General features: G+C 62.2%; 13 protein-coding genes and 1 other RNA gene. 3 read left to right on the forward strand and 11 right to left on the reverse strand.

Translation table 11 applies throughout. The annotated features are described in order from the left end of the window. Positions 1–21: 21 nt before the first annotated feature. Positions 22–1,170 carry an iron-containing alcohol dehydrogenase gene (locus tag CK910_RS17745; protein ID WP_098984182.1) on the reverse strand — a complete coding sequence of 383 codons (1,149 nt, stop codon included), beginning with the start codon at positions 1,168–1,170 and terminating at the stop codon, positions 22–24. Between the two features lie 137 nt (positions 1,171–1,307). Between CK910_RS17745 and CK910_RS17750 the strand changes: the two genes are divergently transcribed. After that, positions 1,308–2,276 (forward strand): LysR family transcriptional regulator, encoded by a 969-nt coding sequence (locus CK910_RS17750; RefSeq protein WP_172955357.1) that lies wholly within the window; start codon positions 1,308–1,310, stop codon positions 2,274–2,276. 402 nt (positions 2,277–2,678) lie between these two features. Here the strand turns inward: CK910_RS17750 and CK910_RS17755 are convergent, their stop codons facing one another. Continuing rightward, the gene (locus tag CK910_RS17755) at positions 2,679–3,332 is read right to left on the reverse strand and encodes an NAD(P)H-dependent oxidoreductase (protein WP_098984183.1); all 654 of its coding nucleotides are present in this window, start codon (positions 3,330–3,332) and stop codon (positions 2,679–2,681) included. Positions 3,333–3,579: 247 nt separating this feature from the next. Between CK910_RS17755 and CK910_RS17760 the strand changes: the two genes are divergently transcribed. Then, entirely contained in the window at positions 3,580–4,476 is an 897-nt protein-coding gene (locus CK910_RS17760; RefSeq protein WP_033131994.1) for a LysR family transcriptional regulator, read from the forward strand. A 473-nt stretch (positions 4,477–4,949) separates the two neighbouring features. On the opposite strand, the gene ffs is transcribed toward CK910_RS17760, so the two are convergent. From ffs to CK910_RS17805, 9 genes are all read right to left on the reverse strand, one after another. After that, positions 4,950–5,046, reverse strand: an RNA gene (ffs, locus tag CK910_RS17765) — signal recognition particle sRNA small type. A gap of 101 nt (positions 5,047–5,147) precedes the next feature. Beyond that, complete coding sequence (locus tag CK910_RS17770) at positions 5,148–5,936, reverse strand: sulfite exporter TauE/SafE family protein (RefSeq protein WP_043136249.1); 789 nt, start codon at positions 5,934–5,936, stop codon at positions 5,148–5,150. Positions 5,937–6,027: 91 nt separating this feature from the next. Next, complete coding sequence (arcD, locus tag CK910_RS17775; RefSeq protein ID WP_042871706.1) at positions 6,028–7,464, reverse strand: arginine-ornithine antiporter; 1,437 nt, start codon at positions 7,462–7,464, stop codon at positions 6,028–6,030. A 388-nt stretch (positions 7,465–7,852) separates the two neighbouring features. Further along, a complete protein-coding gene (locus tag CK910_RS17780; protein ID WP_098984184.1) occupies positions 7,853–8,614 on the reverse strand; it encodes an SDR family oxidoreductase in 762 nt (253 codons plus the stop codon). A 65-nt stretch (positions 8,615–8,679) separates the two neighbouring features. Continuing rightward, complete coding sequence (gene mmsB / locus CK910_RS17785) at positions 8,680–9,612, reverse strand: 3-hydroxyisobutyrate dehydrogenase (protein ID WP_098984185.1); 933 nt, start codon at positions 9,610–9,612, stop codon at positions 8,680–8,682. A gap of 74 nt (positions 9,613–9,686) precedes the next feature. Then, positions 9,687–10,799, reverse strand: a complete 1,113-nt coding sequence (locus tag CK910_RS17790) for an enoyl-CoA hydratase/isomerase family protein (protein ID WP_098984186.1) — start codon at positions 10,797–10,799, stop codon at positions 9,687–9,689. Further along, positions 10,796–11,596, reverse strand: coding sequence for an enoyl-CoA hydratase (locus CK910_RS17795; RefSeq protein ID WP_098984187.1), 801 nt, complete (start codon positions 11,594–11,596; stop codon positions 10,796–10,798). Before CK910_RS17795 ends, CK910_RS17790 begins: the two co-directional genes overlap by 4 nt. Before the next feature lie 200 nt (positions 11,597–11,796). Continuing rightward, on the reverse strand, positions 11,797–12,954 hold the full coding sequence (locus tag CK910_RS17800; protein WP_098984188.1) for an acyl-CoA dehydrogenase family protein: 1,158 nt from the start codon (positions 12,952–12,954) through the stop codon (positions 11,797–11,799). A 98-nt stretch (positions 12,955–13,052) separates the two neighbouring features. Further along, a complete protein-coding gene (locus tag CK910_RS17805; RefSeq protein WP_098984189.1) occupies positions 13,053–14,564 on the reverse strand; it encodes a CoA-acylating methylmalonate-semialdehyde dehydrogenase in 1,512 nt (503 codons plus the stop codon). Between the two features lie 252 nt (positions 14,565–14,816). Between CK910_RS17805 and CK910_RS17810 the strand changes: the two genes are divergently transcribed. Continuing rightward, positions 14,817–15,974 (forward strand): isovaleryl-CoA dehydrogenase, encoded by a 1,158-nt coding sequence (locus tag CK910_RS17810; RefSeq protein WP_098984190.1) that lies wholly within the window; start codon positions 14,817–14,819, stop codon positions 15,972–15,974. Positions 15,975–16,001: the final 27 nt, after the last annotated feature.

Below are 16,001 nucleotides of genomic sequence, written 5' to 3' on the forward strand. Positions count from 1 at the left end.
AGGACCGGGAGGCACCGCCACTCACATGGCATTGCGAAGGATGGTGGCCAGCACGTCCTGGGTGTAGGTTTCGGCCAGGCCAAACCAGCGGGCGTTGCCCTTGAGGTTCTCCAGGATGGCAGGCAGGTCCGCCTCCGTGATGCCGAGCTGGGAGAGGCGGGTCGGCGTGCCTATCTTGTCGAACCATTTTTCAAGGGCGGCAATGCCTTCTTCGGCGGTGTTCAAGCCAAACAGCTGCTGAGCAAAGCGTTCGAACTGAGCCGGATTCTGACCATGGAACCACTTCATCCAAGCGGGCATCACCACAGACAGGCCGGCGCCATGGGGCACATTGAACAGGGCGGAGAGCGCGTGTTCGATCATGTGGTTGGGGTAACCAAAACCCGAAGTCCCTGCATAGGTCAGACCATTCAATGCCAGGGTCGCAGCCCAGGCGAACTCGGCGCGGGCGTTGTAGTCGGCGGGATCCGCCAGCAACTGCTCAGTGGTCTCCAGCACGGTGGCGATGACGGACTCCACCAGGCGGGACTGAATTTTCGGCTGCACCTTGGCGGTGAAGTAGCCCTCGATGGAGTGGGCTATGATGTCTGCCGCCGAGTAGACCAGATAGTCGCGAGAGACCGTCTGCATCAGCGCCGGATTGACGATGGAGACTTTCGGGAAGGTGTGCACCGAGTTGATGGCAAACTTCTCTTTGGTGTCATCGTTGGTCACCACGGCGCCGCTGTTCATCTCACTGCCGGTGGCAGCCAGAGTCAGGATGGCAAACACCGGCAGCGCCGCCTCTATCTGCCCCTTGCCGACGAACAGATCCCAGACATCCCCTTGATATAAGGCCCCTGCGGCAATGGCCTTGGCGCTGTCGAGCACGGAGCCGCCGCCGACGCTCAGGATGGCGTCGACCCCCTGCTCCCGCGCCACTGCGATGGCATCACGTACCTTGGAGATGAGCGGGTTGCTGACGATGCCGCCGCACGCCACGAACGGGATCCCCTGCTCGTTCAGACTGGCGCTCACGGTGGCGAAGAGGCCATCACCCTTGATCCGCTCGCTGCCATAGGCCAGCAGCACCTTCTTGATGCCGTGCTGGGCCAGGATCTCGCCGATGAGGCGCTCCTTGCCGGTGCCGAACTCGATCCGGGTCGGATTGTAAAAGCTGAAATTGTCCATCTTGCTCGTCTCTCTGTCTGGGTTCATGCCGGGAGGCTTGTCGATGAGCTGAACTATAAATGGGCAACAAACATCGAACTAGACGGCAAATGGATGAATCAGTTACAACTAAATGATGTAAATCGACGAGAAAGACCATGATCAGCGAATTGAGATCCATCACCACCTTCGTGCGCACGGTGGAACTGGGCAGCCTCAGCAAGGCCGCCGAGGCCCAGCAGATCTCCCCTCAGGCCGCCAGCAAGGCACTGAGGCAACTGGAGACCTATCTCGGGGTGCGGCTGTTTCATCGCACCACCCGCAGCATGTCGTTGACCGAAGAGGGCCAGCGTTTTCTGGAAGCCGCCCAACCCGCCCTGCTCGGCCTACAACAGGCGCTGTCGGCCGCGAGGCAGACCCGGGAAGCATTCGCTGGCCCACTGCGGATCGTGGGGCCACGCTCGGTCGCGCAGATGATCATCGGCCCAGTGCTGGACGAGTACTGCCGGCTCTACCCCGAGGTCCAGCCCGATGTGCAGCTCGATGACCGCATCGGCAACTGGGTAGAGGAGCGAGTCGATGTGGGCCTTAGGATCGGGCTCTCGCCACAGGATGGGCTGATCGCACGCCGCCTGTTTCCCTTGCAGCTCATCATCTGCGCCTCCCCCACCTATCTGCGCAAACATGGGGTGCCGCAGACGCTGCACGATCTGGGCGTGCACCGCTGCAGCGTGTTTCGTCATGCCGGCACCGGCCACCTTATTCCCTGGCATGTAAAGCTTGGTGAGAGCGTGCAGGATCATCTCGTTCGTCCGGCTATATCGACCAATGATGAGACGGTGGAGCTGGGCGCTGTGCTGGCGGGAGAAGTGATAGGCCAAATCGCCGGGCCGACGGCGGCGGCGCACATCCGGGCCGGTCGCCTGGTTCCCCTGCTGCTCGACCACATGACAGACATGTACAGCCTGTTTCTCTACTACGGCAGCCGCGCTGCCCAGCCCGCCCGGGTACGTCGTTTCATCGATCTGGCAGTCGAGCGTCTCACCGACAGCCCAGAGTTCGTGCTCAGCGCCGAAGAGCTGCGCCTTGCTCATGCTCAGGGAGTCGGGGATGCAATGCCCGGATAAGGAGCGATAAGCAGGTGATCGAGCTGTCACATAGACAGGAGTACCAGGCGACGGCTGACTGACGAAGAGCCCTCCACGAGAGATAGGCGGGCTCACGGTGACGCAAGGGTGCCCCAGGATGTTTCCAGCATCAGCCAAAGGAGTCTGGTTGACTAACCCGGGCTTTACTTCGACGCCAATGACAACCTCGTAGTCAGCCAAGAGACGCCTTTTGAGCCTTCGAGATCCTTGGCGCATGCACCGGGTGGCAGGCGGGTTGGCGGGTTGGCGGGTTGGCGGGTTGGCCAGTATTGTGGTCACTGGTGGCGACAGCTCATCGCACATCACAGGCCAAGGCAGACGGTGAACGCCCAGCAACTGAGCGGTAACCGTCACCTCGTTGTCGACCAGCATCCGACGTCGTCAAGGGGATGTGAGTGCCTCGTCCATCTTGCTCTCCACCTGAGACAGGGGGCTCGCCACGGGATCAAAGATGGCATCCAGATGGCCACGCAATTCTTCAATAGCGCCTGCAACATCCGGCTGCTTCATCACATCGAAGCACGAGAAGGAGGGCAACACCTCTACGCCACAGAACCTGTAGTTGGCCGTATTGCTGACGAAGACGTCATCCACCGTTTTGCCCTCGAACAACATCTGCCCAGCATCGCCAAATGCCGCCCTCGGTGCATTCCAGGTCAGCGACAGCATGTACTGCTTGCCATGCATCTTGCCGCCAGAGCCATATTGCTTGCGCGGATCCTCGCGCGTCCTGCCATCACCCGACAGAAAGCGCTGCTGGAACATGCCCGCGGTAAATACCTCATCGACATACTTCTTGTAGATCCACGGCATGCCGAACCAGAAGACCGGCGATTGCAGGATGATGATGTCTGCCCACAGATGCTTGTCGACCTCGCCCTGAACATCGTAGCCCTGCTCTATGTATGTCTCCTTCACCGCATAGCCGTGCGCTGCCATCTCTTGCTTGATGACGCCTGCCAGGGTGCTGTTCAGTTTGCCGCCGGAGATGCCTTCAAAAAACTGATGGGCGTTGATGATCAATACGTTTTTCATCGTCTTCTTTTCCTCAATAATCAATGGTCTGATGAGCCTTCTCACTTGCCTGTTGGTTTCGGCGTCGTGGGGTCCATCACGCTGACCAGGACGTCACGACACCTGAGGGAAAGAGGCCCGAGGGCATGGCAATCTTGCGGATTGGTTTTCATGGGTTCCTCCTTCACGGTGAAGGCAACTATAGGCGCCGCATTAGCGCAGAAAAATAGCTTAATCCTGCACACCATATGAAGTTATGCTTCAAGATATGAAACTCAATCAACTCGACGGCCTGATGGCCTTTTGGAAAGTCGCGGAGCATCGCGGCTTCACTGCCGCGTCTGCCGAACTGGAGGTATCGCCTTCTGCGCTGAGCCAGGCGATCAGGCAGCTGGAAGCGCGTCTCGGCGTACGCCTGCTCAATCGCACTACACGCAGCGTGAGCCTGACGGAGGCTGGGGAGGACTACCTTGCCCGCATCGGCCCGGCACTCGGTCAGGTCATTGTGGCGGGTGAAGAGCTGAACGTCCTGCAAGGTGGGCCCACCGGCACATTACGCATCAATGCCGCACGCATTTCGACCTCAATGGTGTTGCAACCGCTGTTGGCAGGTTTCCTTCGTGAGCATCCGAACGTGAAACTTGAACTGACGAATGACGAAGGCTTCGTCGACATCGTCGAGCGGGGTTTCGATGCGGGCATTCGCATGGGAGAAGATCTGCACAAGGACATGGTCGCCCTTCCCCTTGGTGGCCCCATCACAGTCGCCATCGTCGCCTCTCCTGATTATCTCGCGCGCTTCCCCGCACCCAGCCATCCGGACGACCTCGTGCAGCACAACTGCATCCGCTTCCGCTTCGCCGGAACAGGCGCGATCCACAAATGGGAGTTCAAGGTGAATGAGGAAATCGTCGAGTACGAGGTCAAGGGCAACCTGACCATTACGGACACCCTGTTCAGTACGGAGGCGGCACTGGAAGGCGTCGGGATCGCCTACACCTTTGAGCAGCTGGCCCTGCCACACATCAAGGCAAAGCGCCTGACGCGAGTCCTTGCACCGTTCTCGCCGACCTTTCCAGGCTTCTCTCTGTACTACCCCAGCCGGCATGATCAACCGTCCAAGTTGAAGGCATTCATCGAGTACGCGCGGCGGGCTGTCATCTGAGCAAGTCTGCTTTCAGCTGTTGCTGAAGGTGCTCAACAGCGCTCGTTCGCCCTTGTTGCTCCTGCATAGTCGCTTGGGCCGAGATACACATGTCACCGAACCGGCAGATACCAGAGAGGATCGGCCGCTTGCTCGCAACAATCCAAACGCTCCTATCATAGGGGACGGAAGCTGGAACCATGGCAGAGATGACGGCTGGGTTTTACGCGAGCACGCGCACAGACAAATAACTGGGTGAGTTTGTTATGAGCTGCCAGCCTATCCCGTGTGCCGAGCGGTTTATGGATGTCCGTCGGCAACGACAGCAGGGGTGCCGACCTTCCGAGAGTCGCAAATGTCTTAGGGACTTATGTATCGAGAACTGAGCCAGAAACGCATTGCAGATGCGATCAGTCATCCACACAAAGTGGATTACCAAGAGGTCTGAAGGGGAATTGGAAGGTAACTTATTTAATTTCAGAAACAGGTGGTGGCCCCACCAGCCACATCCCGGCACTCGAGTCCCCCGCCTTGGCTGCTACCTTCCGGTCCTGACCAGGTTGACGAGTTATCAATGCGAGAGGACCAATGGGACCACCGGCGAGGAGAATAGCAAAGTCCCGTTTCATTGCAATGGCTTTCTGCCGAGGGACGAACCGTTCGCCTTATTTTTCAACAATCTGCCGAATGAATCAGCTAAACAGCATGAACTTGGCCCCCACCAGCAGCATCAGCAGGGCGAACGCCTGCTTGAGCCGTTGCGGGGAAAGTTTATGGGCCAGCTTTGCCCCCACCCGGGCGAACTGGGTGCTGGTGAGCACTATGCCGAGCAGGGCAGGCAGGTAGATGAAGCCCAGGCTCCATTCTGGCAGGGAGGCATTGCCCCAACCGGCGTAGAGGTAGCTCAGGCTGCCCGCCAGCGCGATGGGCATGCTGCAGGCGGCGGAGGCCGCCACGGCGTTGCGCATCGGCACGCTGTTCCAGCTGAGATAAGGCACGGTGAGCGAGCCGCCGCCTATGCCAAACAGCGCCGACATCCAGCCGATGACGGTGCCCGCGATACCGGTCCCGACAGGTCCCGGCAGGTGCCGCTCCGCCTTGGGCTTGAGGTTGAGCCCCATCTGCAGCGCCATGGTCCAAGCGAAGCAGCCGATGATGATGTTGAGGGTGCTGGCGCTGAGCAGGTTGGCTGTCATGCCGCCAAGCCAGGCGCCGATCAGCATGCCAGCCCCCAATCGGCGGATCACCACCCAGTCGACCGCACCGGCCTCCTGATGTGCCCGCAATGAGCTGAAACCGGTGAAGATCATGGTGGGCAACGAGGTACCCAGTGCCAGATGGGTAATGATATCGGGGGCCACCCCCTGAGCGTGGAAGCTGAGAACCAGCACGGGTACTATGATGAGACCGCCACCGATCCCGAACAGCCCCGCCAGCATGCCCGCGAAAGCACCCAGCAGCAGATAACCCATAAACAGCATAAAAATTCCTTCCGAGGCGGCGCCTGACCATTCAGGCCAACACGCGCATAAAAAAAGAGATGGCCCTTGGGCCATCTCTTCATTGTGCCGGTTAACTCAAGGGAATGGTACCGTCCATCACCTTGTAAAAGGCCAGCACGGCGCAACCGAGCAGGGCCGCCGTCATCCCCTGCTCCAGCCGGTTGAGGCCGCGCAGCCCGTGGTGCTGGCGCGCCTTCCAGTAGATGAAGATACCGGGGCTGTAGAGCAGCGCCACCAGCAGCAGGTATTCCACCCCGGCGGCATAGACCAGCCAGCAGCCATAGAGGGTGGCCACCAGTGCCAGCAGCAGGTCGCGCTTGCGCTGATGGGGCTGACCCTCGTAGGTCTCCCCTTTCAGCGCCAGCTTGAGGCCATAGGCACCGGAGAAAACATAGGGCACCAGCGCCGCCGAGGTGGCGATGTTGACCAGCGCCAGATAGGTGCTGCTCTGGAAGTAGATGATGATGAGGAAGATCTGCACCAGGCAGGTGGAGCACCAGAGCGACACCTTGGGCGAGCCGTTCTTGTTCTCCTTGGCAAACCAGCCAGGGAAGACCCCTGTCTTGCCCGCGATATAGGGCACTTCCGCCGCCAGTACCGTCCAGCTCAGCAGGGCCCCCATCACGGAGATCACCAGACCTATGTTGATGAGCCAGGCGCCCCAGGGGCCCACGACGGCTTCCAGGATCATGGCGGTGGACGGGTTCTTGAGGGCGGCCAGCTGCGGCTGACTCATGACGCCCAGCGAGAACAGGGTCACCATGACGTAGAGCGCCAGCGCGCCGAGCAGCGCCAGCACGGTGGCACGGCCCACGTCCTTGCGATGACGGGCACGGGCGGAGACCACCACGGCCCCTTCGATGCCGATGAAGACCCAGAGCGTCACCTTCATGGTGGACTTGACCTGATCCATCACGGAACCCAGCTCCACGTTGTCGTGACCCCAGATATCCAGAGTGAAGGTCTGCATGTTGAAGGCAAGCAGTATAGCTACGCAGAACACGATGAGCGGCACCATCTTGGCGATGGTGGTGACTATGTTCACCAGGGCCGCGACCTGGATCCCGCGCAGCACCAGGGCATGCACCGACCAGATGAGGAGGGAGGCGAGCGTGATGGCCACGGGCGTGTTGCCGTCGCCGAAGATGACATTGTCCGGCGTGTCGAAGAAGTAGCTCAGGGCGCTGAACACCACTATGGCGTAGGAGACGTTGGCCAGCAGCTGACAGAGCCAGTAACCCCAGGCGGCGTTGAAGCCGATGAAATCGCCGAAACCGGCCTTGGCATAACTGAAGATGCCGCCATCGAGATCCGGGCGGCGCATGGAGAGATTCTGGTAGACCAGCGCGAGACAGATCATGCCAAGGCCTGTGATGGCCCACCCCAGGGCGACGGCCCCGGCGCTGGCATGAGCGGCAATATTTTGTGGCAGACTGAAGACCCCGGCGCCGACCATGGAGCCGATCACCAGCGAGATGAGGGCGCCAAGCCCTAGTTTCTTGTCCATCTCAATCCTGTTTGATTAGGCGGCGGTAGAGCATCCGTATTCATACTGCGCGCAATATGGGAGGGGCGAAAAATCCGTACCCCGTGAAAAAGGCGGCAACTATATTGCATGACTATTCCGACCGCAATCCCTCGTACCGTCAATCATGCACCGTCTTGACCGCGCGCAATTCTACAGCACTGACCTCAAGCGCCTGTGAGCTGGCTCAAATTAAGAAAGACCCGTTGATATTTCACATTTTTCCATGACTTCGCCCCCGTTTTTCGGAGCAGACCTGCATGAGCATGCAGCTTGCAGCCTGGGTCGGCAGCATCGACTGCTGACAAACGTTTCAATAAAAATGCCCCTGTACCAGGGGCCAGGGGCATCTGCAAAAGGCAGCCGGAATTTAGAGTCGCAAGCCGCCGTCGAGCTCGATCATGCGCCCGGACAGATAGTCATTGGCGAGAATAAAATGCACGGTTTCGGCCAGCTGGTGCGCCTGCCCCAGGCTGCCGACCGGAATGGCCTGCTGCATGCGCGCCATCGCCTCCGGTTTCATCGCCGCCGTCATGTCGGTGGCAAACACACCGGGGGCTATGCCCATGACCCGAATGCCGTGGCGGGCCAGCTCCCGCGCCCAGGTCACCACCAGGGAAGCCACCCCCGCCTTGCTGGCGGCATAGTTGCTCTGGCCGATATTGCCCGCACGGGCGATGGAGGAGATGTTGACGATGACGCCCCCCTGCCCGCCTTTGGCCATCAGGGCCGCCCCTTCCCGACCACAGAGGAAGGTGCCGGTGAGGTTGACGTCGATGACGGCCTGCCACTGGGCCAGACTCATCTTCTCCACCAGTTCGCCCTCTTTCACCTTGATCAGCATGCCGTCCCGCAGGATCCCCGCGCAGTTGACGAGGCCATGCAGGGCGCCACATTGCTCTTTAATCGCGGCAAAGGTCGCCTCCACCTCGGCTTCACTCGCCACGTTGCAGACGAACAGGACGCACTGGCCATCGCGACTGCGCAGCTCGGCTTCGGTCACCTCCAGATCGGTACGATTCACATCGATCAACGCCAGCACGGCGCCCCGACTGGCCAGGCTCAGGGCGATGGCGCGGCCGAGCCCCCTGCCCGCCCCCGTGATGGCGATGACTTTCTGCTTGATATCCATGGGTACTCCTTATTGTTAACTGAGTTGCCGCCCGCTTGATGAGGTGATGAGCAAACTGCCGCAGACTAACCGGCCTGTGACGGGTCCCGCGTTTTATCCAGATAGAGCTCGACGATACTGGAAAAATCCTTGCTCTCCTGGCCCTGGCTTGCGTGCAGGTTGAACAGGTTGCGGGCAAGGGCCCCCATGGGCACGGCGCTGTGGGCATGTTCGGCCAGGGCCATCGCCAACCCCAAGTCTTTGACCATCAATCGGGTCATGAAGCCCCCCTGATAGTGGCGGGAGGCCGGTACGTTCTCCATCACGCCAGGCCAGGGGTTGTAACGCTCCAGGCTCCAGTTGTTACCTGAGCTCTTGCCCATGATGGTGGAGAGCACACTCGGATCCAGCCCCTCCTTCACCCCGAGCGCCAACGCCTCGGCTGTGCCCGCCATGTGGATGGCGAGCAGCATGTTGTTGCACATCTTGGCGATCTGGCCCGCCCCGAGCGCCCCGGCATGAAACAGGTTCTGCCCCATGCAGGCGAGCACGGGTTTGGCCGCCTCGAAATCCGCCAGTTCGCCGCCGACGATAAAGGTGAGGGTGCCCGCCGCCGCCCCGGCGACGCCACCCGAGACGGGGGCATCGATAAAGCGGATCCCCCGGGCTCGTGCCGCCTCCCCTACCTGGCGGGCCGAGGCCACGTCTATGGTGGAGCAGTCGATCACCAGGGCCCCCGCGGGCAAGGCTGCCAGCAGATCCTGTCCTCCCCGCTCTCCGGCACTCTCGCCGAGCCAGAGCCCGCGCACGTGCTCGCCGGCGGGCAGCATACTGATGACCACATCGCAATCGGCCACCGTTTCGCGGGCATCCCCGGCGGCGATACAACCGGCGGCGATCGCCTTGGCGACACTCTCCGGCATCAAGTCAAACACCCGAACCCCGTGCCCCGCCCTGGCCAGGTTGGCGGCCATGGGCCCCCCCATGTTGCCCAGCCCGATAAACCCAATCCTTGTCATCTCGTCTGCTCCTTGCCGTGCTGGCTATCCAGCAACCTGTGTCTGTTGATCCGCCCTGACGCCCTCTCGAAGGCTCAAGGCGCCAGGGGATTTTTCCCCTCGGGCCAGCGATAGAAGGCATCCAGCCAGTCAGTGCCGGCCTGAGGCGCCTGCCAGCGCGGGGACTTGTCCTTGTCGATGAGCAGTGCCCGCACCCCTTCCACAAAATCCCCCCTCAGCACGCAGTTGACCGAGAGTGCCAGCTCATCGGCAAACACCTCGGCCAGCGACTGGCGGCGCGCCTGCCAGTACTGGCGCCACAGAATGGCGCGACTGATGGGGCTGCCACTGCGGCATGTGTCGCGGGCCTGCGCCAGGCTCCCTTCGCCAAGCTCGGGATCGAAGGCCGCATCGTACAACCGATCCAGTACCCCTTGCAGGGTGCGCCCGGCCAGCAGGACATCGATCTTGGCCTGATGGGGCAAGATCACAGGCGCTGGCAGCGGCTGGTCCGCCTCTGCCTGCAAGCCGCCCAGCAACCGTTCTATCTGCTCGCGGGGCGCGGCCTTTGCCCCCCACTCCAGCGCGGCCAGTCGCGGCAACAAGGCAGCACGCTCACTGCTGGCGATGGCGTGATCCGCCAGCCCCAGGCCGATGGCATCCGCGCCGTTGAAACGGGCGCCGGTCAGCCCGAGCCAGAGCCCGAGTCGCCCCGGCATGCGGCTTAAAAACCAGCTGGCCCCCACGTCCGGGTAGAGGCCTATGGTCACCTCCGGCATGGCGAACAGGCTCTTCTCGGTCACCACCCGAAAGTCGGCGCCGGCGAACAGGCCTATGCCGCCCCCCATGCAGATGCCATCCGCCACGCAGATGAGGGGCTTGCCGTAGCTGTGGATATGGTGGTCGAGCCGATACTCCTGCTCAAAAAAATCCCGCGCATAACCAAACAGCGCCTGCTCGCTCTCCTCCTGCTGGCGGTAATAGAAGGAGCGGATGTCGCCGCCAGCGCAAAATGCCTTCTCACCGGCCCCTTGCAACAAGACGCAGACGATGACCGGGTCCTGCTCCCAGCGGGTCAACGCCGCCTGCAACAACTGAATCATCTCAAGGCTCAATGCATTGAGGGAGGCGGGGCTGTCCAGAGTCAGCACACCGATACGATGGCCGTCTGCCGTGGGATGGGTTGTTACACGTACCGGTTCACTCATGCCTCGTCCCCCTGCCTGGCAGATGTCTCGTATTGCCAGCGCGCGGGCCGCTTCTCCAGGAAGGCCGCCACCCCTTCACGCTGGTTGACATCTGCAAACAGCTCAAGGAACAGGCTGCGCTCCAGCGGCAAGGCGGCATCACGATGGCCGCTGCGCCCCTGATTGATAAGCTGCTTGCAGGCTCGCAGGGCGCTCGGGCTCTGACGCTCCACCAGCTGGGCCATCTGGTGCGCCGCGTCCCAGGCGTGGCCCTCCTTCACCACCTCCTCCACCAGCCCCATCTCGTAGGCCAGGGTGGCGCTCACCTTCTCGCCACAGAGGATCATCCGCTTGGCCCAGCCCGGTCCCACCAGCTCGGTGAGGCGCTGGGTGCCACCGGCGCAGGGCAGCAAGCCCACGGAGGCCTCCGGCAGCCCCAGCTTGGCCTGCTGCTCGGCGATGCGGATGTCGCAGGCCAGCGCCACCTCCAGCCCGCCACCCATGGCGTAACCATTGATGGCGGCTATGCTGACGCCGTGGAAACCGGCCAGCGCCTCGAAGGCGCGACCGAAGGCCTCGGCCACCTCGCGAGCATGGTCCAAATCGCCGTCGGCAAACATCTTGAGATCGGCGCCGGCGCAGAAAAACTTGTCCCCCGCCCCGCGGATCACCAGGGCCACCACATCGGGGCGGCTGTCTAGCTCCACCATCATCTGCAAGAAGGCTTGCAGGCTGGCCAGGGTCCAGGTGTTGGCGGGCGGATGGTCGAGGGTGATGTAGGCCACGTGACCGTGATATTCGAGCCTGATCCTTGTCATTGCATTGTCCTTGTGAATGAGACTGCCCCATGATGACAGGGTTGAATGGAGTCAACCTTCGGCCGGCTCACAAAGCCCGCGACGGCTCAGGGCAGATAATCTGTTATGCCAGCCACAGGCCGGGCTGCGCCAGCAAGCGGCAGACGATGCGCAATCCCATTACCCGCCCTGGCGTCGTCCAGGCAATGGTGCCCATCCCCTTACTCCAGCGACAGACCGGGATCCGCCAGCAGGCGGCGGGCTATGATCAGCCGCATCACTTCGTTGGTGCCTTCCAGGATGCGGTGGACCCGGGTATCGCGCAGGTAGCGCTCCAGCGGATACTCGCGAATATAACCATAGCCGCCAAAGAGTTGCAGAGCCTCGTCACAGACGCGATAACCCACGTCGGTGGCAAACCGCTTGGCCATGGCGCACCAGGCGCTCTTGTCCGGGCGGCCCCTGTCCAGCTTGTCGGCAGCCTGGCGTACCATCAGCCGAGCCGCCGCCAGCTCGGTGGCCATGTCGGCGAGGCGAAACTGCACGCTCTGAAATTCGCTGATGGGGTGACCAAACTGCTGGCGCTGCTGCACATGGGCCAGCGCATCATCCAGCGCCTGCTGGGCTGTGCCCACAGAGCAGGTGGCGATGTTGATGCGCCCGCCATCCAGCGCCTGCATGGCGAACTTGAACCCTTCCCCCTCCTGCCCCAGTCGATAGCTGGCGGGAATGCGCACCCCGTTGAAGGCCACCTCCCGGGTCGGCTGGCTGTTCCAGCCCATCTTCTCTTCCGCCTTGCCGTAGACAATTCCTTCACTGTCGGCCGGCACCATGAAGGCGGAGATCCCCTTGGCCCCGTCGCCCCCGGTGCGGGCCATCACCACCAGCACCTGGGTGCTGCCCGCCCCCGAGATGAACACCTTGCTGCCGTCGATGAGGTAGTCCTCGCCATCACGCACAGCACGGGTCTTGAGAGCCGCCGCATCGGAACCCGCCCCCGGCTCGGTGAGGCAATAAGAGCCCAGCAGTTCGCCGCTGGCGAGCCTGGGCACCCACTGCTCGGCGACATTGCTCGGCAGCCAGCTGCCCAGCATCCAGCTCACCATGTTGTGGATGGTCAGATACGCCGTGGTGGAGGTGCAGCCCATGGAGAGGCGCTCGAAGATGAGGCTGGCATCGAGCCGGGGCAGGCCGAGCCCGCCATACTGCTCCGGGGTATAGAGGCCGCAAAAGCCGAGCGCCGCCGCCTGCTTGATGGTGGGGATGGGAAACTCGTGATCTCTGTCCCAGCGGGCGGCATGGGGTTTGAGCGCCTCATTGGCAAAGGCGGTGGCCGCCTCGACATAAGCCTGTTGATCCTCGGTCAGGGTAAAATCCATCTTGTCCGCTTCCTTGTGTCCTTTGTCTGTTGTCTCTTTGGCCCACGCTCAACGCAGGCTGACGTTCGCACCGGTCGACATAGCCCGATCCTGTCTCTTCAACGCAGGCTGATGGTCATGTTGGGGCCGGTCGGGATATCCTCGTCGAACCAGCGTTCGGTCACCGTCTTGGTCTCGGTGTAGAAGCGCACCGCCTGCTTGCCGTAGGCGTGCAGATCCCCGTAGAAGGAACCGCGCCAGCCGGTGAAGGAGAAAAATGGCAGCGGCACCGGAATGGGCACGTTGATCCCCACCTGACCCACGGCCACCTCGTGGCGAAACTTGCGGGCAGCGGCGCCGCAGCCGGTGAAGATGGAGGTGCCATTGCCATAGGGGTTGTTGTTGATGAGGGTCAGCGCCTCGTCCAGGCTCTCCACTTCCAGACAGGCGAGCACTGGGCCGAAGATCTCCTCTTTATAAATCCGCATCTCTGGGGTCACGCAGCGAAACAGGGTCGGCCCCACCCAGTTGCCCACCGGATAGCCCGCGACATCGCAGAAGCGACCATCGAGCAGGCACTCGGCCCCCTCCTTGATCCCCGCCTCGATGAGACCCTCTACCCTGACTTTCGCCTCCGGGCTGATGAGGGGACCATAAGCTGCCTCGGGATCGTGCCAGACCCCGGGTTTCACCTTGGCAAACTCGGCGGCAAGCTCGGGGATCCAGTCACGGGCGGAGCCCACGAACACCGCCACGCTGATGGCCATGCAGCGTTGCCCGGCCGCGCCGACGCCGGCCCCCACCAGGTTGCTCAGCACCTGCCCCTTGTTGGCGTCCGGCATGATCACCATGTGATTCTTGGCACCGACGAAACACTGGGCCCGCTTGAGGTGTTCGGTGGCGGTGCGATAGACATGCGCACCGACCCGGGCAGAGCCGATGAAGCTGACCGCCTTCACATCCGGATGACACAGCAGCGCATCCACCTGTTCGGCGCCGCCGTGTACAACGGAGAGTATGCCCTTGGGGGCCCCCGCCTCGGTGAACAGCTCGGCCAGCCGCATGGGGGTAAGCGGATCCTGCTCGGAAGGCTTGAGCACGAAGCCGTTGCCGCAGGCAACCGCCAGCGGAAACATCCACAGGGGTATCATGGCGGGGAAGTTGAACGGCGTGATGCCGACACAGACCCCCAGCGGCTGCACCCAGGAGTGGCCATCGACCCGGCGCGCCACGTTGCCCATGGTCTCCCCCATGGTCTGGCTGGCGATGCCGCAGGCCTGCTCCACCACCTCGATGCCGCGCCACACATCCCCCCTGGCATCCGCCAGATTCTTGCCGGTCTCCCGGGCCAGCAGGGAGGCAAGCTCATCGTGATGGGCTTTGAGCAGATGCTGGTAGTTGAACATGACCCGTGCCCGCTCGGGGGCCGGCACATCCCGCCACAACAGATAGGCGTCGTGGGCACTGCGCACCGCGCGCGCCACCTCGGCCGGGGTGGCTTTGGGCACGCGTGCCAGCAGGCTCTGATCCGCCGGATTGGTCACCTCGATCCATGCCTCGCTCGTGGAAGCGCAGGCCTCGCCACCGATATAAAGCGGCACATCGCCGTACTGGGTCTGATGGTTGCTCATGCCCTGCTCTCCTTGCTGGCAGACTGCAATGGGTACTGGCTGGTCATGCCGCTCACTCCTTGAGTTCGGTTGGTGGGGGGAGACGAGCCACCTTGCAGCCGCCACCCGACAAATTTACCTTAGACTAACAATCAATTTACGTTTACGCTAACGTAAACTTAACGCACAAATGGACTGACCAGTTTGACCCCCTATTTCGGCTCGTCGGGGCAACCAGACAGGTGAGCACCCGTCATTCAAAGGAGAGCAAGGATGCATGCAGTGATGGATAAGACCCTCCGCGCCCTGACCGAGCAGGTCGAGGCCTTCTGCCAGAAAGTGATAGCGCCGCGCGCTGCCGAGATCGATCAGAGCAACGCCTTCCCGCGCGATCTCTGGCCGCAAATGGGCGAACTCGGGCTGCACGGCATTACGGTGGCGGAGGAGTATGACGGCGTGAGCCTCGGCTATCTGGCCCATGTGCTGGTGATGGAGCAGGTGAGCCGCGCCAGCGCCTCGGTCGGCCTCTCCTACGGTGCCCACTCCAACCTCTGCATCAACCAGATCCACCGCCACGGCACCCCTGATCAGAAGGCGCGCTATCTGCCCGCCCTCGTCAGCGGCAAGCACGTGGGCGCCCTGGCCATGAGCGAGCCGGGGGCCGGGTCAGATGTGGTCAGCATGCGGCTGACCGCAGATAAAGAGGGCGATCACTTCGTGCTGAACGGCACCAAGATGTGGATCACCAATGGCCCGGACGCCGACACCTTCGTCATCTATGCCAAGACGGATGCCAAGGCCGGGCCTAAGGGGATATCGGCCTTTATCGTCGAGGCGGGCACCCCCGGTTTCACCACGGCCCAGAAGCTCGACAAGCTCGGCATGCGCGGCTCCAGCACCTGCGAGCTGGTGTTCGACAACTGCCGCGTCCCGCAACAGAACCTGCTCGGCACCCTGCACGGCGGGGTCAAGGTGCTGATGAGCGGCCTCGATTACGAGCGGGTGGTGCTGGCGGCGGGCCCCCTCGGCATCATGCAGGCCTGCATGGATGTGGTGCTGCCCTATGTGCGCGAGCGCAAACAGTTCGGTCAGGCCATCGGCGAGTTCCAGCTGGTGCAGGGCAAGCTGGCGGACATGTACACCCGTCTGGCCAGCAGCCGCGCCCTGGTCTACTCGGTGGCCGCGGCCTGCGATCAGGGTCATGACAGTCACCTAATTCGCAAGGATTGCGCCGCCGCCATCCTGTTTGCCGCCGAGAATGCCACCCAGATGGCGCTGGATGCCATTCAGCTGTTGGGGGGCAACGGCTACATCAACGAATACCCCACAGGCCGCCTGCTGCGGGACGCCAAGCTCTACGAGATAGGCGCCGGCACCTCGGAAATCCGTCGCTGGCTCATCGGCCGAGAGCTGATGGGAGAGAATGCATGAAGCCTCTCCTGTTACTCCCTGATATCG

Source organism: Aeromonas sp. CA23 (genome assembly GCF_002587065.1).
Classification (GTDB): Bacteria; Pseudomonadota; Gammaproteobacteria; order Enterobacterales; family Aeromonadaceae; genus Aeromonas; species Aeromonas bestiarum.